Genomic DNA, 20,339 nt, shown 5'->3' on the forward strand with positions numbered 1-20,339 from the left:
TGCAGCCCGCCGTGATCCGCCATAGCTTGGGTGCATGGCGACGCCGAAGCTGGAGGCCTACCGCAAGAAGCGGAATTTTTCGAAGACGCCGGAGCCGGTCGGAAATCTGACCGGCGGCGGCAACCGATTTGTCGTGCACAAGCACCATGCGACCGCCGACCACTACGATTTGCGGCTCGAGGTCGACGGCGTTCTGAAAAGCTGGGCGGTGCCGAAGGGTCCGTCGCTCAACCCGGCCGACAAGCGGCTGGCGGTGGAGACGGAGGACCATCCCCTCGACTATATCGACTTCGAGGGCGTGATCCCCGAAGGCGAATATGGCGGCGGTCCGATGATCGTCTGGGACAAGGGCGTCTGGGCGCCGATGGGCGATGTCGAAGACGACCTGCGCAAGGGCGCCTTCAAGTTCCGCCTGGCAGGGGAGAAGCTTAATGGCGGATGGATGCTGGCCCGTCTGAAGCCTCGCCCGGGAGAAGAGGATCAGCGCAACTGGCTCCTTTTCAAGGAGCGCGATCCGGCCGCCGACACATCGATCGACATCCTTGCCGCCCGGCCGGAAAGCGTCAAATCCGGCCGGCGGATCGAGGAACTGGTGGAGAAGCCGAAGGAACCGCCAAAGGCGGTCAAGCTCAATCCCGGCGCGCTGGCCGGTGCGGCCAAGGGTGCACCACCCGAACGCATCGAACCTCAACTCGCAACACAGACGATTCTCCCCCCGGAAGCCGAAAAGAACGCGAAAAAGCCCGAGCTCTGGCTGCACGAGATCAAGTTCGACGGCTATCGCACCATGGCCCACATTGCGGAAGGAAAGGTGCGCCTCGTCACTCGCGGCGGGCTCGACTGGACGAAGCGCTACGGAGACCTGCCGGAGGCTTTCCGGCGGCTGCCGTGCCGCGATGCCGTCATCGACGGCGAGATCGTCGTGCTGGACGAGACGGGGGTCAGCCGCTTCGCGCTGTTGCAGGATGCGCTTTCCACCGGCGCCGGCAACAGCCTCGTCTTCTACGCCTTCGACCTCCTGCATCTCAACGGCTGGAATCTTTTCGACGTCCCGCTCGAGAAGCGCAAGGCACTGTTGAAGAAATTGCTTGCAGGGCAGATCCCAAGCCGCTCGGCGATCCAGTTCAGCGATCATGTGGTGGGCGAAGGGCGCGCGCTTTACGACCGGGCCTCCGAGATGGGCCTGGAAGGGATCGTCTCCAAACGCATCTCCGCCCCCTACCGAAGCGGCCGGTCGAAGACCTGGACCAAGACGAAGGCGCTGAAGGCGGAGAATTTCGTGATCGTCGGCTACACCGTTTCGGAGGCGGCCGAGGGCATTGCGTCGCTTGCCCTCGGAGAGTGGGCCGACGGCGAGCTGGAATATCGCGGCAAGGTCGGAACCGGCTTCGACGCGCAGATGCTGAGGGAGTTGCTGGTGCGGCTCGAGCCCTTGCGGGCCGGCGCCGCAACGCTCGAAGGAGCGCCCCGGGAGATCATCTGGGTGCGGCCCTTGCTCCGGGCGCATATCCATTATGGCAACCGGACAACCGACAACGTCCTGCGGCACGCCGTCTTCAAGGGGCTGCGCGACGTCGAGCTGTCGACGCCGGTTTCCATGTCGAGAAAGCGCCTGATCTCGGACGCGGACCTCGCAGGCATATCGATCACCAACCCGACCCGGCGGCTCTTCGGCAGGTCCGGCCCGACCAAGCTCGACCTCGCCGTCTACTACGCGATGATCGGGGATTTCATGCTGCCGCATATTCTCGGCCGTCCCGTTTCGCTGGTACGCTGCCCTACCGGCCGGACGCAGGATTGCTTCTTCCAGCGGCATCCCTTTACCGGCATGCCGCCTTCGGTCGCGACGTTCCAGGCAACCAACTCGGAAGGCGAGGCGAAAACATACCTGTCGGTCGAGGACGCGAGAGGATACCTGGCGCTGGCGCAGTTCGGCGTCGTCGAATTCCACAACTGGGGGACGACACGCAAGCTGCTCGGCAAGCCGGATCGCATCGTCTTCGATCTCGATCCCGGCGAGGGCATCGCCTGGCGCGAGGTGGTCGAGGCCGCGATCCACATCAAGGCCGAACTCGAGGCGCTTACCCTCGTGCCCTTCGTAAAGACATCGGGCGGCAGGGGAGTGCACGTCGTCGTACCGGTCGTGCCGAAACTCGACTGGAAAAAATTCCATCAGGCGGCGAGCGCGCTCGCGACCCGTCTCGCGGCCACCGCTCCGGACATCTTCACCACCACCATGGGCAAGGACAACCGCGTAAGGCGCATTTTCATCGACTTCCATCGCAACGCCCGCAGCCATACCTGGGCGGCCCCCTATTCGCTGCGCGCCCGCACCAATCTGCCCGCTTCGACCCCGCTCAGCTGGGCGGATCTGGAGACTATCGACGCTCCGGCGGATTTGAACTATTCTTCGCTGCCGGGCCTTCTGGCCACGTCCGGCGATCCCTGGGCCGATATCGACGACTTCGCGAGGGATCTGTCTATACTGTAGTCGTTGAGCGCGGGATGCAGGCGGAGACCGCATGCATTTTCCTCATCCCGCTCTGGCAGATGTGATCGTAGTGCCGCGTAGGAGACAACCATGGCACCCAGGGCAAGTTGGAAGGGCTATATCAGACTGAGTCTCGTGAGCTGTCCGGTGAGGCTTTACCCCGCCACCAGCGCAAGCGAGCGCATTTCCTTCAATCAGCTTCACAAGGACACCCATAACCGGATCAACATGAAGCCCGTCGATCCGGAGCTCGGCCTCGTCGAGCGTTCGGACCTCGTGAAGGGCTACGAATACGAAGACAAGAAATACATCATCATCGAAGACTCGGATTTGGAAAGCGTCCGGATCGAATCCAATCACACCATGAACATCGAGGCTTTCGTCGATGCCGATTCCGTCGACGTCATCTACCAGGACGCCCCTTATTACCTGGCGCCGGACGGTGCCATGGCCGAGGAAACCTTCGTCGTCCTGCGTGAAGCTCTGCGCCGAAGCGGGAAGCTCGCGATCGCCCGCCTCGTGCTGTCCAGCCGCGAAAGGGTGGTGACCATCGGTCCGCGCGAGACCGGAATGTTCGTCTGCACCTTGCGCAATCCCAACGAGGTGCGCGGCACGGCGGATTATTTCGGCAACATTCCGGTGGGCAAACCGGATCCCGAGATGCTGCAGCTTGCCGAAGCGCTCATCGAGCAGAAGACGACGACCTTCGATCCGAAACAGTACGAAGACCGCTACGAGGTCGCGCTGATGCAGATGATCCGCGAGAAGCTCAAGGGTCACAAGCCGATCATCGCGCAGGCGCCCGAACGCGGCAACGTCGTCAATCTCATGGATGCCCTAAAGGCGAGCCTTTCGCAGGCCAAACCGCCCGCCAGGAGCAAGCCCAAGGCGGAGCCCGCGGCAAAGGAGCCCGCTGCCAAAGCCGCGGCGGCGAAACGCGTGACGGCAAAACCCGCGGCCAAGAAGAAAGCCTGATGGCGGTTGCCGGTCGGACATTCGGTATCGTGGGCGCGCTCGCCGCCTTTCCGCGGCGGCTGGCGGCGCGCGAGGTCGAGCGCCAGGGCGGACACCTCAGGCGCGGTGTCAACAGGCAGACGAAGTTCGTGGTCTTCGGGCGCGGGCTGCTCGCAAAGGCCTCCGAAGCGGAGATCGAGGCCCGCTTCGACAGCGAAAGCGGGCAGCGTCGGTGCGTGCTCAGCGAGAACGGCTTTCTCCGCCTGCTCGGACTGGCGAGCGCCCCGGAAACATCGGCGCTGACGCGGCAATCGCTCGTCGACCAGTCCGGCATCTCCCCGCGCCACCTCGATCTTCTGTCGTTGTTCGACGCTTTCGAGCATGACGGCGAGCCCTATTCCTTCCGCGATCTGATCCTCGCCAGAAAATATGCCGGCCTGATGGCCAGCGGCGCGGTCTGGAGCGCGATCGCGCGCTCGGTCCACCGCTCCGGAAACGTTGCCTCCCTCACGGCGCTCTCGCTGCACCATGAACGCAAGGATGCGATCTATGCGCGACGCGCCGAGGGCTTGAGCGAGCTCGACGGTCAATTGCTGCTCGATATCGGCTCTCCCGACGAGGAGGCGCTCGAAGATCTGTTCGCTCAGGCCGAAGCGGCCGAAGAAGCGGGGGAATACGACCAGGCGGCCGCGTTCTACCAGCGCTATCTCGGCATCGACCGCACCGACGAGGTTGCAGCCTTCAACCGCGCCAACTGCCTCAGGGCCGCGGGGCGGGAGGCCGAAGCGGCCCAGGACTATGTCCGCGCCATCAAGCTCGATCCTTGCTTCGTCGAGGCTTGGTTCAACCTGGCCGGGCTGATGGGCGAACGCGGCCGCACGGACACGGCCAGGCGGCATCTGAGGAGAGCGATCGATATCGATGGCGATTACGCCGATGCCATCTTCAATCTGGCGAAGCTGGAGTTCGACGCCGGCAATCTCGCTGAGGCCCGCCGCTGGTGGACGCGTTACCTCGAGCTCGATCAGCATTCCGAATGGGCACGCGCGGCAGAACGCGGCGTACAGTTCGTGAACCTGCATCTCCTCTCCAGAACGGCTGGCTGACATGCACGGAAAATTCCTGTTCGACGGGCCGGGCGATGCGCCCGTCACCATCCTCCTCGCGCACGGAGCCGGCGCGCCGATGGATTCGACCTCGATGACCGCGGCCGCCCTGGCGCTTGCAGGGGTGGGTTTTCGCGTCGCCCGCTTCGAGTTCGGCTATATGGCAGCGCGGCGCACTGCCGACGGACGCAAGCCCCCGCCCCGTGCGGAAACGCTCAATCCGGAGTATCGGGCGGCCATTGCCGAACTCGGCGCCCAAGGCACTCTCGTGATCGGCGGCAAGTCCATGGGCGGCCGCGTCGCCAGCATGGTCGCCGACGACCTTCATGCCGAAGGGAAGATCGCCGGGCTCCTTTGCCTCGGCTATCCCTTCCATCCCCCCGGAAAACCGGAGCAGTTGCGCACCCGGCATCTCGCCGATCTCAAGACGCCTGCACTGATCTGCCAAGGGACCCGCGACGAATTCGGCACCCGCGCCGAGGTTTCGCGATACGCGCTCTCCGACAGGATCGAACTTCTCTGGCTGGAGGACGGCGACCACGACCTGAAGCCGCGCAAGAAGGTCTCAGGCTTCTCGACCGCAGATCACCTGAAGACGCTGGCCGAGGCGGTCGCGCGATGGGCGGATCGCCTCGCCCCTTGAGCTCCTCATGAAGATCGCGACCTTCAACATCAACGGTGTGAACAAGCGGCTCGACATCCTCTTGACCTGGCTCGCTGCGGCCGAGCCGGACGTGGTTTGCCTGCAGGAGCTCAAGGCGACGGACGGACAGTTTCCGAAGGCCGCGATCGAGGAAGCCGGCTACGGCGCCGTCTGGCGGGGCCAAGCCGCCTGGAACGGCGTCGCCATTCTCGCCCGCGGTTGCGAGCCGGTGCTCACGCGAACCGGATTGCCCGGGGACCCCTCGGATACGCAAAGCCGCTACATCGAGGCGGCGGTGAACGGCATTCTCATCGCGTCGCTCTATGCGCCCAACGGAAATCCGCAGCCCGGGCCGAAATTCGACTACAAGCTCGCCTGGCACTTGCGCTTCAACCAGCACGCCGCCGCGCTGCTCGAGACGGGGGTGCCGGTGGTGTTCGCCGGCGACTACAACATCGTTCCGGAACCGCGCGACATCTATCCGACCCGCTCCTATGACGACAACGCCCTCGTCCAGCCGGAAAGCCGCGCAGCCTTCCGGAGCCTTATCGATCAGGGCTGGCTCGACGCGCTGCGCAAGATCCACCCGAAAGATCAGCTCTTCACTTTCTGGGACTACCGCCGCAACCGCTGGCAGCGCGACGCCGGCCTTCGCCTCGATCACATTCTCTTGAGCCGCAAGCTCCGGCGCCGCCTGACCGGCGCCGGCATCGACCGGGAGATCCGTGCGCTTGAAGGAGCGAGCGACCACGCGCCGGTATGGGTGTCGCTGCGGGATTAGTCTAGCTGTCCCTGTAAGCCTGCGATGCATCCGCAGCGCCCGACTGGCGAGCCAATGCGGCGAGCTTGACCTGTACCAGCAGCGAAAGCTCGTCATAGACATTCCATTCGTCGACGATCTTCCCGTCCTTGTAGTGGTAATGGGTCATGCCCATGACCTGCAGTCGGGCACCTGTCGGTTCGCCGAGATCCTGAAGAATACCGTAGCCAAGGTGATGACCTTCCATCAGCCAACGCACCGCGACCTTGACGCCGCCTTCCTCGCAGGGGTTTGAGCAGATGTGCTGCGCCGTGTAGGCGGCATCGGGAATCGACCCGATAAGGCCAAGATGCTGGTGGGTGACGGCTGCGACCCCGTAGAGCTCCTTCATCAGCGGGCCGTGATATTGGCAGGTCGGGGCGTAGACATCCTTGATCTTTCCGAACATGCGCCCGTTGAACATCTCGTGGAGCCAGCGCAGCGTATAGGCTTCGATATCGTTATGCGCGAGCGAGACGTCCGCTTCCGCCTCGGGCGGATATTGACCGAGCAGACGGCGGTTCTCGCCGATATCGAGCGAGAGGAGCCCCTTGTCGAACGAGGATCGGGCAAGCTTTTCGGCAAAGGCATGGGGATCGAGACCGAGCTGCTTGATGATAGCCATCGTGTCGGCGACCACCCATTCGCGATAGATCTTGTTGCGGTGGATCATGCAGTCGGCGATCGTGCGCGCCACGAAGGTGCGGCCGGTGGGCGGCCCGAAATGACCAGATTGCGTATGCCGGCCAGAACCGGTGACGAGATGCGACGTGTAGAACCCCTCGACATCGTTGCCGCGCCAGAGCACCTGGGTGGCCATGCCGCGCCGCTCCGGCAGCGACACGAGCCGCTGGATCGTGTCGCGGACAACGTCCTCGCGATTGTAGATGGTGCCGAGGGTGCCGTAGAGGACACAGTTGTGGGTGTAGTGCGTGTAGATCAGACCGATATCGCGCTCGTCCCAGATCCGATGGGTGCATCGTACGATGTAGTCGACGATATCAGTGTATATCTCATCGAAACCGTCGAGCGACTGGCTGCGGGGGCGGTCGACCGGGGCGAGTTCGGTGTAGTCGCGGCGCTCGACCTGCAGAACCTGCTCCACCGGCTCCTTTCGCTGGCTCTGCGCCATGGCTTTTGCTGCCTTGGTAGTGTCGTCGCTCATGAGATGTCCTTCCATTGGAATTCCGTAGGGTTACGATAGGGGGGCGGAAACGGCTGCAAGCCAGCGCTTCATGACGAGCGCCACGGGTTCGGGGTTCTCAAGCGGTGCGAAATGGCCGGCATCCGCGATGAGGTGGAGCTCCGCGCCGGCAATGCCGGCGGCGAGCTCCCGTTGCGCATCGAGCGGGCATACTTCCTCGTCCTCTCCGGCAAGCACCAGTGTCGCCTGCGTGATGGAAGCAAGCCTCGGGCGGCTGTCCGCGCGGTTTATGGCGACGTCTGCCTGTTCGGAAAGCCGGTCGGGGCCGCAGTCGCGTGCCATGGCGACGATCGTGTCGCGCAAGCCCGTATCATGGACATTCGCGGGCGCCACCAGCCGCGGCCAGGCATCGAGGATGAAGCCGTCCATGCCCTTTTCGCGCGCATCCGCGACCGCCTTGCGCCGCACCGCCGCATTGGCGGGCGGATCCGGACGCGCCGTCGTGTCGATCAGAGCGAGCTTGCCGATCCGTTTTGGCTGCTGTGCTACCATCTCGAGCGCACAGATACCTCCAAGGGAAAAGCCGGCGAGCAGAAAATAGGGCGGCGCGTCCGCAAGAATGGCCTCGGCCAGCGCCGCCATGGTGCGGGCGCCGCCCATACTGCCTATCAGAACCGGGTAATCGCCAAGCCTCTCTATAAGCGGAGCAAACACCCGGCGGTCGCAGGCTGTGCCCGGCAAAAGCAGGAGCGGCGGTCGCGGATCGTCCATTGACTGAGAAGTCTTCATTGTCGGGTCGCCCGGAGAGATTGCTCGCTTCGCCATCACGATCCGGCCTCCAGGGGTAGCCAAGTAAGATTGTGACGCCGTGCCTGAAAAATGATTGGCAGATTTTGAATACGTATGCAATAGAATTTGTGCTCGGACATTTTCGAACCTCCCGGATGCCTCTTCCTGTGTGACGCAAGCTCGCCACGCATCAGTGCCTGGACGAACGGGGCGTCGCTGGCTGCCCGCTAACCTTCGTGCCGGCAGGCGTCATTTCGGAGCGAGGAAGTGCTCTAAACTCCGGAATTGGACCACAGTCGCGGCGGCTTGGACGCGGCGAAGTCGCTCGCCTCTTCATAGGCATGGCCGATCTGGCAAAGGGTCGCCTCGCCCCCTGCCCGGGCGGCAAGCTGAAGCCCGAGCGGGAGGCCGCCGGCAAAGCCACAAGGGACCGAGAGGGCGGGGTGGCCCGTGACATTGAAGGCGATCGTGCGCATGGGTGTCCACCGCGCCGCATCCCCGGTAAAATCGGCAAAGGGTATCGCCGGCGTCAGCGTCGTTGCCGTCAGGATCGCATCGAAGTCCGCGAACGCCGTGCGGTCGATCCGATTGCGCAGGCGCGCGGCAGCCTGACGAGCCCGGGAAATATCCTCCGGCGTCAAGCAGAGGCCCGACACGATGTTCTGGAAGACCTTGCGGCTGTAGCGGTCGCCGGCCTCGGCAAGCTGCCGCCGGTGCGCCTCGAAGGCCTCGGCATGGATGATGACGGCGCCGACGGCCTCGAAATCTGCCGCGGCTGGCAGTGTCACCTCCTCGATCCTCGCGCCGAGTAGCGACAAGAGCGATGCGGCTCCGTCGACGGCCTCGAGAAGCGCCGGCAGGGTCTCCGGATCACCGGCAAACCATTCGCGAGCATAGCCGATGCGCAATCCCGTCAAGGGCCTGCCCAGGCACGCGGCGGCAGGATTACCGTCCCTACCTGGAGGGTCCGCGACAGCGTCGAAGGTGATCGCCGCTTCGGCCACCGAGGCGCTGACGAAACCAACGTGGTCCATGCTCGGCGAAAGCGGAAAGACACCGCGCATGGGTATGCGGCCACGAGTCGGCTTGAAGCCGACAGCGCCGCAATAGGCGGCAGGGCTGCGCACCGAACCTCCCGTATCGGAGGCGACGGACGTGCGCAGCAGGCCGCCGGCGACCGCCGCTGCCGAACCGGATGACGAGCCGCCGGTAAAGCGCCGCACGTCCCAGGGGTTGGCGGCCGGTGGAAAGGACCGGTCGAAGACCGGGCCGACCATCGCGAATTCGTAGGTTTCCAGTTTGCCGATCAGGACGGCACCGCCCAGCCTCAGTCGACGGACCACCTCCGCATCCTCGGCCGGGATTTGCCGGACATATAGATCCGAGCCATAAGTCGTCGGCATATCCGCCGTGTCGAAGAGATCCTTGACGGCAACAGGGATGCCGTGCAGCGCACCCCGATCCTCGCCGCGCTCGAAGGCCTCGTCGGCCCGCGCCGCCGCGGCGAGCGCGCTTTCCGCAGCCACATGCAGGAATGCATGATAGGCGCCGTCCCGCTCCACAATTCGGTCGAGATGCGCTTCGGTCAGCGCCACGGAGGTCAAGCTTCCGTCACGAAGCCGCCCGGCAGCCTCCGGGATCGGGAGGTCGGCTGGGTTCTCCGTCATCGGCCGTCAGACTCCGGCGGCGCTTCGTCATCGTCTGCGATGTGGTCCAGGCGTTGCGCCGCACCATGAAGATGCACCGCACCGGCCAGAACGGGTGCCTCCCGCTCGGCTGCAATCGAAATGCCGAGGACGCGGGCCCCCTTCCGGATGATGGACAGGGTCGGCCGCGTGGATTCGGAATGTGCCATGGCGTGCTCCAGTCAGGTCCGGGCAGCCTCGAACCGCGCCCAGGCTTCCTCGAATTTTGCGAGATTGAAGCCTTCCTGTCGAGCGGGCTCCAGGATCAGCCGCTCAGTGGCGCGGAGCTTCGCGATCGAGGCCGCAAGCACGGGAAGGACGTCCTGCGGCACCACGACTGCGCCGTGGCGGTCCGCGTGAACGAGATCGCCCGGCGCAACCGTCAGGCCGAAGACGGTGACCGGGACGCCGATCGCCTCCACATGCACGAAGGCATGGCTGGGTCCGATCGAGCCGGCGATCATCGGGAAGTTCTCGGGCACGTCTCCAAGATCGCGCATGACGCCATTGGTCAGCACGCCGGAAAGGCCGAGCCCTCGGTGGACGGTCGCGTTGATCTCGCCCCAGAAGGCACCGACGCAATGGGGAAAATCCGTATCCTCGACGACGGCGACGGAAGGCGGACCGCCGCTCGCCATGTGGCGGTAGTAGTCCATGCGCCGCGCCCTTATAATGGCCGGGTCCTCGCTCGGAGGCGCGGCGGCGGCTATCTTCGCTGTGCGCGCATATCCGACGACCGGCGGGGACGCCGGAGCCGAACTGACGACCGTGCCGCGGGTAAAAGCGTCAAAGCCGCGCTTGCCCTGCGCCACCTCGATCGCGTTGCAGACGGTGGGCGTGTCGACCATGCGCAGCAGGGACAGGAGTTCGTCGTCCAAGTCTTTTCCTCCGGTAATCTGGGCCTCGAGCCGTAACCTCAGGGGTAATGAAGGGCGGCCCGCCGCCCTTCACTGGAGATCAGCCGCGCCAGGTCTGGCCGGCCTGGTCGCCGGTCGAGACGACGCGGTAGAGGCTCGCCTCGCCGGTCATCGCGGGCGCGAGGCTGCGCTTGATGCCCGGCGGAACGGCGCAGGTGTCGCCCGGCGCCAGCACGGATTGGCCGCCGTCCCAGGCGAGCTTCCAATGGCCGCGCATGACCATCAGCACCTCGTGACGTTCGTTCACATAGGCCTCTTCCGGAATCGAGCCGCGCGTGAGCAGTTCGACCTCGAAGCCCGGCTTGTCGCGCAACAGCGCCTTCTCGCCGATCACCTTTGCCGGCGCCTTTTGCGCCAGCGCCATCAGATCCCAGTAACGGGCGACATAGTCGCGTACCACGTCCTGAACCGGCGTTTCCGGGAAGACCCTCAGCTCTTCCTCCGTCAGAAGCGGCATCGGCTTGATGCCATCGGGCAGCGACTGACCCTTCTTGGTATCGTAGAGCTTGCCGTTTTCGCCGAGAACCAAACCGTGATCCTTGGCATCCTCGATCACCTGCGGCGCCCAGATCACGCCGCCGCCGGCGTCGTCGCCGCCGAGTATGGCCATTATCATCCCGTAGTCCGTACCGATGTTCTCGAAGCCGCGGAAGATGCCGGTCGGAATGTTGAAGATGTCGCCCTCTTCGAGCACGACCTCGCCGGCCTTGCCCCAGCGCCCCCAAAAGAAGCGCCAGCGACCCTTGAGCACGAAGAAGACTTCGGCCGTGCGGTGCGAATGCAGCGAATTGCGGCACTTCGGCGGCTGGCCGGCAGCCCCGATGTTGAAGCCGGGCGTGTCCTTGATATGGACGTGCTGGTCAGCGCTTTCCGAGACGCCGCCCCCGATTATGGTGAAGTTTTCCTTCTGGTTCGAGCCCGGCGTATGAGCGTCGATGAAGGCGGTCCGGCATGGTTTCAATTCGCCATAGCGAACGATGCGCTTTTCCATTTCCGTCTGGGAGATGTGCATTTGTAATGCCTTTCATACGTATGCAAAATAGATTGCGGTCATGGCTTCGCCCTCCAGAGCCGGGCGATGTGGCTAGCGTGTCTCTCCTGTCTGCGCTTTTGCGCGGGTCGAGCCGCGCAGGACCAGGGCGCCATCAAGGGCGATGCGGCGCGCGGCCCCCTCCCCCTCTTTGATGTTCTGCATGAGCGTGGCCACCGTCTCGGCGACCATGTGGTCGACGTTCTGGCGGATCGTCGTCAGGTCGTAGGCGGGCCAGCGCGCCGGCGGCACGTCGTCGAAGCCGACGACGGAGACATCGTCGGGAACGCGCAGTCCCAGTTCGAAGCGCAGCACGTCCATTACCGCGAAGGCCATATGATCGTTGCAGACGAAGACGGCGTCGGGCCGCTCCGGTCCTGCAAACATGCGTCGGGCCGCCGACTGCGCCTCTTCATAGCGGAAGTTTCCGACCTCGCGTGCAAATAGCGCGAGCCCCGCCGCCTCCAGCCCTTCGCGAAATCCCTGTTCGCGGTCGCGCTGCGTCGAGGCGCCCTCGAAGCCTGCGATGTAGCCGCAGCGTCTGTGGCCAAGTGAAACGAGCAATTCCGCCAGCTGGCGGCCACCGCCGCGGTTGTCCGAAGTGACGGCCGAGAGCCGCTGGTCGTCCTGCAGGCGGTTGAACAGCACGATCGGCACGCCGGAGGCGTGGCAGCGCGCTGCCAGCTCAGAGGACATGTTCGCCGAGGCGAGCACGATGCCGTCCACCTGATAATCAAGGATTTCCTGGGTAATCTGGTCGACGTTCTCAGATGCGATCGAGGAGATGAAGACCAGCACATGATAGCCCTGGTCCTGCAACGCCTTCGACAGACGCTCGACTACCTCCGGATAGAAGTAATTTTCCAGATAGGCGACGACGAGGCCGATGATGCGGCTGCGGCCCGTGATCAGCGATCGGGCGAGCACGTTCGGCCGGTAGCCGAGCTCTTCGGCAGCCGCCCTGATCTTCTCCGCCGTCTTTTTCGAAACAGACGTCCCCGGCGTGAAGTAGCGCGACACGGCCGATTGGCTTACCCCCGCCAGGCGGGCAACATCGTTCGAGGTGACCTTCTCGTTTGCCATCAGTCCGCTGTCCACCCCCCATCAACCATCAGCGCGGTCCCCGTCACCATCGCCGAGGCATCGCTCGCAAGATAGGTGACGGCAGCCATAATGTCTTCCACGCGCCCGAGGCGCCCGAGCTTGATTTTCTCCTTTATCCACTGGACCCGATCGGGTCGGGAAAAGGTCTGCTCCGTCAGCGGCGTGCGAATGAATGTCGGGCAGATCGTATTGACCCGAATGCCCTTCGGGCCCCACTCGATCGCCATTGATTTGGTGAAGCCCTCGACGGCGTGTTTCGTGGCGCTGTAGACGGCCCTGTCGATGCCGCCGACATGGGCCATCTGCGAGGAAATGTTGATGAGCGAGCCCGGCTCGCCGGCGGCAATCAACCCCTTGGCGACAGCCCGCGTGAGGAAATAGGCGCCGCGCACATTGAGCGCGAAGACCGCGTCGAAGTCCGCCGGAGCCGTATCCTCCGCCGGGCCATGGCGGGCGGTGCCCGCACTGTTGACCAGAACATGGAACGGTCCGTGGCGCGCGATTGCAGCCTCGGTCGCCTCGACATTGGCGACATCGAGCACCAGGGTTTCGGCCGAGAACCCCTGGGCGCGGATCGCCGCCACCGCTTCGGCAAGCCTCTCCGGCGAGCGCGCCGATAGTACCACATGGGCGCCCGCCTCCGCGAGCGCGACAGCGCAACCGAAGCCGATGCCCGACGAAGCTCCAGCGATCAGGGCACGCTTGTCGTCCAGGCGGAAGGAAGGCGTGCGGGGCAGGATCAATGCAGAAGCCTCCCTTGCTGCATCGCCGGGGCGGGCACGCGCGGGCCCACGCCGGGGGTTGTGTGAAGCGATCTATTCAAGCGCCGCGCCCTCCCCGTAACCGATGCTGCGCCCGCCATAGCGGCGAACCCGGACATTTGCCTGTTCGGCATGGCCGACGAAGCCTTCCAGAAGGCACAGGCGCGAGCAATAGGCGCCGATCTCCGCTGCGGCTTCGTCCGTCAGTACCCGTTGGTAGGAATGCGTCTTCAGGAATTTTCCGACCCAGAGGCCGCCCGTATAACGGCCGGCCTTCCTGGTCGGCAGAGTGTGATTGGTGCCGATTACCTTGTCGCCATTGGCGACATTGGTTCGGGGTCCAAGGAAGAGCGCACCGTAGGAGTGCATGTTCTCCAGGAACCAATCGTCACGATCAGTCATGACCTGCACATGCTCGGAGGCGAGGTCGTTGGCGACATCGAGCATTTCCTCATAGGTATCGCACAGTATGACCTCGCCGTAATCGCGCCAGGAGGCACCTGCGGTTTCCGCCGTCGGCAGGATCGCAAGGATGCGATCGATCTCCGCAATGGTCCGGTGGGCGAGATCGTGCGAGTTGGTAACGAGCACCGCAGGCGAATTGTAGCCGTGTTCGGCCTGGCCAAGCAGGTCGGTTGCGCACAGCTCGGCGTCGACCGTCTCGTCGGCGATTACCATTGTCTCGGTCGGGCCGGCGAAGAGATCGATGCCGACGCGCCCGTACAACTGCCGCTTGGCTTCGGCGACGAAGGCATTGCCAGGGCCGACCAGCATGTCGACCGGGTCGATCGTCTCGGTGCCGAGTGCCATCGCGCCCACCGCCTGCATGCCTCCCAGCACGTAGATCTCGTGGGCACCGGCCTTGTGCATCGCCGCCACGATCGCCGGGTGCGGCTCACCCTTCTGCGGGGGTGCGGAGGCAACTATGCGTGGCACGCCCGCGACCGCAGCCGTCAGCACCGACATATGGGCGGAGGCGACCATCGGGAACTTGCCGCCGGGCACGTAGCAACCGACCGACTGCACGGGAATGTTGCGATGCCCCAGGATCACGCCCGGGATCGTCTCGACCTCGATGTCCTTCATCGAAGCACGCTGGGCTTCGGCGAAGCGGCGGATCTGTTTCTGGGCGAAATCGATATCAGCCATGTCGCGGGCAGAGACCTTGGACATCGCGGCCTCGATCTCGGAGTGGCTCAGCCGGAAGGACGGCGGCGAAAATCCGTCGAACTTCTCCGAAAGTTCCCGAACCGCTTGATCGCCTCGCGTCTCGATGTCCTTCAGTGTCGCTTCGACGATCGCGCGAACCTTCGCGTCTTCCTCCGATCGCTGGGCCTCGGGCTTGCCGCGCTTGAGGTAGGTCACCGTCATGTTGTTCCTTCCCTTGGGACATTCCGACCATGCGAAACCGCATGCCGATCGTATGTTTCAGTTTCCGGGTGTCCGCGCGATCCGCACACCCGTATCGGTATCGAACAGGTGGCAGATCGAGGCGGGGATCGCCGCATGCACGACATCGCCGATCTCGGCGCGGTATTCCTTGCCGGATTTGATGGAGACGAGCTGGTCGCCGATTCGGAAGCTTGCCATGGTGGCTTCGCCGAGAAGCTCCATCGAATAGACCTCGGCGCCGAACTCGCCGCCCTCGGAAACGAGCGAGGCGTCCTCGGCGCGGAAGCCGAGCGTCACCGGGCCCCTCACATTCGTCTGCAGACCGCCGACGGTGATGCCCGGCCCTCGGAAAGTGCCGTTGTCGATGTCGCCGGAGACAAGGTTCATCGCCGGCGAGCCTATGAAGGACGCAACGAACGTATTGGCGGGATTGTCATAGATATCCGTCGGAGTGCCCACCTGCTGGATGACGCCCTTGTTCATCACTACCACCCGATCGGCAAGCGTCATCGCCTCGATCTGGTCATGAGTGACGTAGATCGTCGTGACTTTCAGCGTGTGCTGCAGGTTCTTGATCTGAGCACGCGTCGAGACGCGAAGCTTTGCATCAAGATTCGAGAGCGGTTCGTCCATCAGGAAGGCTGCCGGCTGGCGCACGATGGCGCGCCCGAGCGCGACGCGCTGCCGCTGACCTCCGGAGAGGGCTGCAGGCCGGCGCTCCAGGAAATCCACCAACTCGACCATGCGGGCGGCCTGCATGACCTTCTCGTGGTGCAGTTCCTTCGGGACCTTGCGTACGCGTAGCGGAAAACGAATGTTCTCGTAGACGGTCATGTTGGGATAGAGGCCATAGCTCTGGAAAACCATCGAGATGTCCCGATCCTTTGGCTCCAGATTGTTGACTATGCGGTCGCCGAGCCAGATCTCGCCTTCGCTGATGTCGTCGAGCCCGGCGATCATGCGCATCGTCGTCGTCTTTCCGCAGCCGGACGGCCCGAGCAGCACCAGGAACTCCCGGTCGGCGATGTCGAGATCGAAATTGTTAACACCGACGAAATTGTGCCAACGCTTCGACACGTTCTTCAGGCGGATTTCAGCCATTGCGATTATCCCTTGACTGCGCCCGCGGTAAGCCCGCTGACGATCTGACGTTGGAAGAACATGACCAGCACGAAGAGCGGTGCGGTCGCGGAAACGACGGCTGCGACAGCGAACATGACGTTGCCCTCCTGCTGTATCGTCCCGAGGAAGCTCGCGATTTTCGGCACCATCGTTTGGTTGGGCTGCGACAGGAGCATCGCGGTGACGGCGAAATCGTTATAGGCAAGCAGGAAGGAGAACAGGCCCGTTGTGATCACGCCTGGCCACATGACGGGGATCACCACCATGCGGAAAGCCTGAAACCGTGAGCAACCGTCGACCATCGCGCTTTCGTCGAGATCCTTGGGGATCGACAGGAAAAACGAATGCAGCATCCAGAGGGTGAAAGGCTGGTTGATCGCCACCAGCACGATGATGGCGGTTGGCAGATGGCCCCAGATGTTCATTTCGAAAAAGGGCAGCAGATAGCCAGAGACCAGCGTGATGTGCGGCATGGCGCGGAACACCAGGGCCAGCATCAGCAGCCAGAAGGTATAACGGTAGCCGGAGCGCGCCAGCGCGTAGCCGCCGAGCGTGCCGAAGGTAAGCGAGATGACGACAACGGACACCGTGACGATGATCGTATTGAGGACCGAGGAGAAGAAGTCGCGCAGCACCCATGCGCCGTAATAGCCGTCGCCGGTAAAGGCGGAACCGGTCTGGGCGATTGTGCGTGTGCCCTCGATGGCAAACCACCAGCTGTCGCGCGAGAAAAAATCCTGCTCGACCTTGAACGATCCCCAGACCGTCCAGATGAAGGGAAAAGCCGCCATCAACACCCAGAGCAGCACGAAGGTGGTGGAAAGGACCGTCAGCGGCAGGGGCCTTCTGCGTTTTTTGACAATCATCGCTGCTGCACCTCATCGACGGTTGAATTCGCGCCGGGTGCGCACGAGCACCGGCGATAGCAGGATCACGACGCCGATTATGGTCAGCATCGAGGTGGCCGCGGCCGAGCCGAAGAGCTGATCGACTTGGCCGCGCAGGTCGTTGAAGATCGACCACGAGAGCGAGGTCGCATTTGCCTCGGCGCTGAAGCCGACGATCGGTTCGAAGACGCGGAAATTGTCCATTAGCTGCACCAGCGCGACGAAGGTGGCGAGCGGCATCAGATGTGGAATGACGACGAAACGGATGCGCTCCCACCGGTTGGCGCCGTCGATCATCGCGGATTCGAGCGTATCGTGCGGCACGGTTTGCAGGCCGGCATAGAAGACGACGAAAGAGAACGGTGCATTGTGCCAGATGCCGTAGACGAGAAGGGTGGCCCAGGTCAGGACCGCCGAGGATTTCAGAGACAATGTCGGATCGTTCAGCAACGATTGCAGCGTCGCGCCGAGGATGCCCTGCGGCGACGACATCCAGTAAAGGATCAGCGCGCCGACGAGCGGAGTCACGATCATGGGTAGCAGCGAGAAGAAGATGACCGGCCCCTTGTAGAACGGCGGAATGGCGTTCACCCCGAGCGCGATGCAGAAGCCGAGCAGCATGGCCAGCGGCGTGACCACGAAGGTGTAGGTCAGGGTGAAGGCGAGTGCCCTGTAAAAAGGCAGGTTGTAGATGCGCGAAGCGATATCGGCGAAGCCCGCATTGTCTGACAGGATCGCGCCGATTTCGGCGGTGGCCAAGTGATTGCGGTCGAGATAGGTGCCGAAGCCGTTGAAGCGGCCGAGCGGCTCGGCATGGCGCAGCTTTTCGGTCGCCTCGGCGTCCACGCGCGTTTCCGTGGTGCAGCCGGCGAAGGGAGCGCAGGTCTCGACTTCGGTCACGACCCGCTCGTGCTGGACGTAGAGCGACTGCACCGCGACCGAGACGATCGGCAAGGCGATGAAGAGCAGCATCGCCAGCAGCGACGGCATGATGAAGGCAAAGAAAGCCTTGTGAGGCATGCGCCCTCTCCTTGCTCATTTTGCATGTTGCATCTCGTCCCACGAGGCGGGACATTCCGACTGGCCACGGAGCGCGCGTGAAGCGGCGCTCCGTGTGCGTTATTTGAGGAATCCGCCCTCTCTGGCGGCCGCGCTGTAGGATGCCTCTACATCCTTCAGCGCCTCCTCGGCGCTTTCGCGTCCCTGCATGAACTCCGCCAGTTCGGAACCGAGAGCCGAGTGCAGCAGGCCCATATAGGGCAGCATCGGATAGGGCTTCGCGCCGCCATTTGCCGTTGCAAGCACGCCGACCGCATTGGGGCCGGGCTCGTATCCCTTAGTCAACCAGGTCGCAAGAGCCGGATGCTTCTGACCGACCTCCGGTCGGACGCCGTAGACCATGGCACGGAAGGATGCTTCTGCATCCTCGTCGGAGATGTTCTTGGCGATGGAGAAGCCGTCCCACCAGAGCGCTGCCGCAGGGGTCGAGCCGCCTCCAACGGTAGGCGCGGCGGCGAGAACCGTGTTGTCGGCAATCTCCGCCGGGGTCTTTGCCGGGTCGATCACGCCGCCGGCAAGCGACCCCCAACCGTTGATGATCGCCGTCTTTCCGGCCGCATAGCCCTTGACGATCTCGTCGGCATTGTAGGTCATGAAGTCGGGGTTCATGTACTCGGTCATCGCCTTCATGGTCTTCAGCGTGGCGAGGCCCTTTTCGTTGTTGATGGTCGGGGCTGCCGAACCCGCTTCGAAGAGCTCCCCGCCGTAACCGAGATACATGTTGACGAATTCGGCGGCGAGGTCCCAGCCGGCCTTGTTGGAGGCGGCGAGCGGATAGTCCATGAGACCCTTATCCTTGATCGCCTTGGCCGCCGCGAGAATATCCTCGTAGGACTTCGGCTGTTGAAGCCCCGCCTTTTCCAGAATGTCCTTGCGGAAGAAGAGATGCTGGGAGTTGCCCATGAAGGCGACCGCCATGATCTTGCCGTCGAGCTTGATAAGCTGGGTCGGCTGGAGATCCTGGCCGTATTTGGCGACGAGGTCGTCCAGCGGGCGCAGAAGACCCTCATTCAACAGTGGAACGATCGAGTTGTTGGCGATGACGGCGACGGTGTATTGCGCCGGATTCGTCGTCAGCGCGGGCACCTGCAGGTTCTTGTGCTCGCTCGTCTGGTTCTTGCTGACCTTGACGGTCGCAGAGGCGCATTTCTCGGCCTCCGACGCGACAAGACGCAGCGCCTCGAAGTCGTTCGAAAGAATGCGCACCGTGCCTTTTTCTATGCCGCATTCCGCCCTGGCAGGCTGAACTGTGCCAAGGCCTGCCAGAATGATGGCAGCGGTTGACGCGAATAATGCCGGTTTTCTCATGTTCCCACCTTCTTTCTTGACGGCGTTTTCGTTCCAGGCGCCGCGTCTGCTCCCAACATCCTCGGCGTCGTTTAGTGCATCATATGTATTCTGCATACGTATGCAAGCTATTTTGCAGGCGTATGCAAAAATGCTGTGGGATATGGCTGGAAGCACGCTGCTCGCTGCAAAAATGCCCGTTTCAAAGGCAGCTGGTGATGCCACCGTCGACGTAGAGGATGTGACCGGTGACGAAGCTCGATGCGGCCGATGCCAGGAATACGGCGGCCCCTGCCAGCTCGCTGGTATCGCCCCAGCGGCCAAGCGGCGTTCTCTGCTCGAGCCATGTCGAGAACTTCTCGTCCGAAACCAGCGCACTGTTCAGTTCCGTCTTGAAGTAGCCCGGCGCAAGCCCGTTGACGCGGATGCCGTATCGGCCCCAGTCGAGCGCCATGCCTTTGGTCAGCATTTTCAGCCCGCCTTTAGACGCAGCATAGGGCGCGATCGAGGGACGCGCGAGTTCGCTCTGCACCGAACAGATATTGATTATCGTCCCCTCGCGGCGTTCGATCATCCCCTGAACGACCGCCTGGCCGACGAGAAAGGCACTCGTCAAATTGGTTTCGATGACGCGCCTGAAGGCGTCTTCCGGGAATTCGTGAAGCGGCGTGCGTTGCTGTATTCCGGCATTGTTGACCAGAATGTCGATACGGCCTCGCTCGGCGAGAATATCGGCCACCGCTTGGCCGATCTCGGCCGACTTGGTGACGTCGAAAGCCGAGGCTCCCACGGTGAAGCCGTGCTCTTCGAGTTCCGCCCGTGCACCGGCAAGGCGCGCCTCGTCGCGACCGTTGAGGATGACTGACGCCCCCGCCTCGCAAAGAGCGCGCGCCATGGTGAGGCCGAGCCCGCCGCTCGATCCGGTAATAAGGGCAGTCCGGCCGCTCAGATCGAAAAGCGCGGGAAGGCCGTTTATCCGCGGCGCGGCGTTTGAGGCACCATCTATCATGTATCGGGCTCCTTGGGCGGGCGTACCACTGTCGGCACGGGGGCATGGCGCAGCTTTGGCTCCGCTGCCACCCGGAACATAGGAGCAAACAGGGCCGCGGTACAGTTCCTGACCGGCGGGCCGGCAAAGTCCTCGGGTCGGCCCCAGGGGCCGGTGGAGA

The 20,339-nt window shown here is 63.5% G+C and carries 19 protein-coding genes; 5 read left to right on the plus strand and 14 right to left on the minus strand.

Translation table 11 applies throughout. From position 1 onward, the window contains the following. The first annotated feature begins 34 nt into the window (after positions 1 to 34). The 5 genes from ligD (at position 35) to xth (ending at position 5,975) form a co-directional block, all read left to right on the plus strand. Positions 35 to 2,491 (plus strand): DNA ligase D, encoded by a 2,457-nt coding sequence (gene ligD, locus ACTJKL_RS05705; RefSeq protein ID WP_440852408.1) that lies wholly within the window; start codon positions 35 to 37, stop codon positions 2,489 to 2,491. Positions 2,492 to 2,581: 90 nt separating this feature from the next. Next, on the plus strand, positions 2,582 to 3,466 hold the full coding sequence (gene ku, locus ACTJKL_RS05710; protein ID WP_018096241.1) for a non-homologous end joining protein Ku: 885 nt from the start codon (positions 2,582 to 2,584) through the stop codon (positions 3,464 to 3,466). After that, positions 3,466 to 4,551 (plus strand): tetratricopeptide repeat protein, encoded by a 1,086-nt coding sequence (locus tag ACTJKL_RS05715; protein ID WP_440852409.1) that lies wholly within the window; start codon positions 3,466 to 3,468, stop codon positions 4,549 to 4,551. The genes ku and ACTJKL_RS05715 overlap by 1 nt, the downstream gene beginning before the upstream one ends. Before the next feature lies 1 nt (position 4,552). Then, positions 4,553 to 5,194, plus strand: coding sequence for an alpha/beta hydrolase family protein (locus ACTJKL_RS05720; protein WP_440852410.1), 642 nt, complete (start codon positions 4,553 to 4,555; stop codon positions 5,192 to 5,194). A 7-nt stretch (positions 5,195 to 5,201) separates the two neighbouring features. After that, the gene (gene xth / locus ACTJKL_RS05725; RefSeq protein WP_324764573.1) at positions 5,202 to 5,975 is read left to right on the plus strand and encodes an exodeoxyribonuclease III; all 774 of its coding nucleotides are present in this window, start codon (positions 5,202 to 5,204) and stop codon (positions 5,973 to 5,975) included. A gap of 1 nt (position 5,976) precedes the next feature. Here xth and ACTJKL_RS05730 read toward each other — a convergent pair whose 3' ends face one another. The 14 genes from ACTJKL_RS05730 to ACTJKL_RS05795 form a co-directional block, all read right to left on the minus strand. Then, the gene (locus ACTJKL_RS05730) at positions 5,977 to 7,158 is read right to left on the minus strand and encodes a nuclear transport factor 2 family protein (RefSeq protein ID WP_338281848.1); all 1,182 of its coding nucleotides are present in this window, start codon (positions 7,156 to 7,158) and stop codon (positions 5,977 to 5,979) included. A 30-nt stretch (positions 7,159 to 7,188) separates the two neighbouring features. After that, complete coding sequence (locus ACTJKL_RS05735; protein WP_440852411.1) at positions 7,189 to 7,926, minus strand: alpha/beta fold hydrolase; 738 nt, start codon at positions 7,924 to 7,926, stop codon at positions 7,189 to 7,191. 272 nt (positions 7,927 to 8,198) lie between these two features. Continuing rightward, a complete protein-coding gene (locus ACTJKL_RS05740) occupies positions 8,199 to 9,593 on the minus strand; it encodes an amidase (RefSeq protein WP_440852412.1) in 1,395 nt (464 codons plus the stop codon). After that, complete coding sequence (locus ACTJKL_RS05745) at positions 9,590 to 9,781, minus strand: hypothetical protein (RefSeq protein ID WP_440852413.1); 192 nt, start codon at positions 9,779 to 9,781, stop codon at positions 9,590 to 9,592. Before ACTJKL_RS05745 ends, ACTJKL_RS05740 begins: the two co-directional genes overlap by 4 nt. Before the next feature lie 12 nt (positions 9,782 to 9,793). Then, positions 9,794 to 10,489: an RraA family protein gene (locus ACTJKL_RS05750; protein WP_440852414.1), complete on the minus strand. Its 696-nt coding sequence runs from the start codon at positions 10,487 to 10,489 to the stop codon at positions 9,794 to 9,796. 79 nt (positions 10,490 to 10,568) lie between these two features. Beyond that, positions 10,569 to 11,540, minus strand: a complete 972-nt coding sequence (locus tag ACTJKL_RS05755) for a cupin domain-containing protein (RefSeq protein WP_440852415.1) — start codon at positions 11,538 to 11,540, stop codon at positions 10,569 to 10,571. A 72-nt stretch (positions 11,541 to 11,612) separates the two neighbouring features. After that, positions 11,613 to 12,641 (minus strand): LacI family DNA-binding transcriptional regulator, encoded by a 1,029-nt coding sequence (locus ACTJKL_RS05760; RefSeq protein WP_275599394.1) that lies wholly within the window; start codon positions 12,639 to 12,641, stop codon positions 11,613 to 11,615. Continuing rightward, a complete protein-coding gene (locus ACTJKL_RS05765) occupies positions 12,641 to 13,405 on the minus strand; it encodes an SDR family NAD(P)-dependent oxidoreductase (protein ID WP_440852416.1) in 765 nt (254 codons plus the stop codon). The genes ACTJKL_RS05760 and ACTJKL_RS05765 overlap by 1 nt, the downstream gene beginning before the upstream one ends. A 72-nt stretch (positions 13,406 to 13,477) precedes the next feature. Further along, on the minus strand, positions 13,478 to 14,794 hold the full coding sequence (hisD, locus tag ACTJKL_RS05770; protein ID WP_275599396.1) for a histidinol dehydrogenase: 1,317 nt from the start codon (positions 14,792 to 14,794) through the stop codon (positions 13,478 to 13,480). Between the two features lie 57 nt (positions 14,795 to 14,851). Beyond that, positions 14,852 to 15,916 (minus strand): ABC transporter ATP-binding protein, encoded by a 1,065-nt coding sequence (locus tag ACTJKL_RS05775; RefSeq protein ID WP_338281864.1) that lies wholly within the window; start codon positions 15,914 to 15,916, stop codon positions 14,852 to 14,854. Positions 15,917 to 15,921: 5 nt separating this feature from the next. Next, positions 15,922 to 16,803, minus strand: a complete 882-nt coding sequence (locus ACTJKL_RS05780) for a carbohydrate ABC transporter permease (protein WP_275599398.1) — start codon at positions 16,801 to 16,803, stop codon at positions 15,922 to 15,924. A gap of 12 nt (positions 16,804 to 16,815) precedes the next feature. Next, positions 16,816 to 17,844, minus strand: a complete 1,029-nt coding sequence (locus ACTJKL_RS05785; RefSeq protein WP_275599399.1) for a carbohydrate ABC transporter permease — start codon at positions 17,842 to 17,844, stop codon at positions 16,816 to 16,818. 99 nt (positions 17,845 to 17,943) lie between these two features. Further along, the gene (locus ACTJKL_RS05790) at positions 17,944 to 19,089 is read right to left on the minus strand and encodes an ABC transporter substrate-binding protein (protein ID WP_411926574.1); all 1,146 of its coding nucleotides are present in this window, start codon (positions 19,087 to 19,089) and stop codon (positions 17,944 to 17,946) included. 283 nt (positions 19,090 to 19,372) lie between these two features. Further along, positions 19,373 to 20,179: a glucose 1-dehydrogenase gene (locus ACTJKL_RS05795; protein WP_440852417.1), complete on the minus strand. Its 807-nt coding sequence runs from the start codon at positions 20,177 to 20,179 to the stop codon at positions 19,373 to 19,375. Positions 20,180 to 20,339: the final 160 nt, after the last annotated feature.

The sequence above is a fragment of the Sinorhizobium sp. 22678 genome, from assembly GCF_052044265.1.
Classification (GTDB): domain Bacteria; phylum Pseudomonadota; class Alphaproteobacteria; order Rhizobiales; family Rhizobiaceae; genus Sinorhizobium; species Sinorhizobium meliloti_A.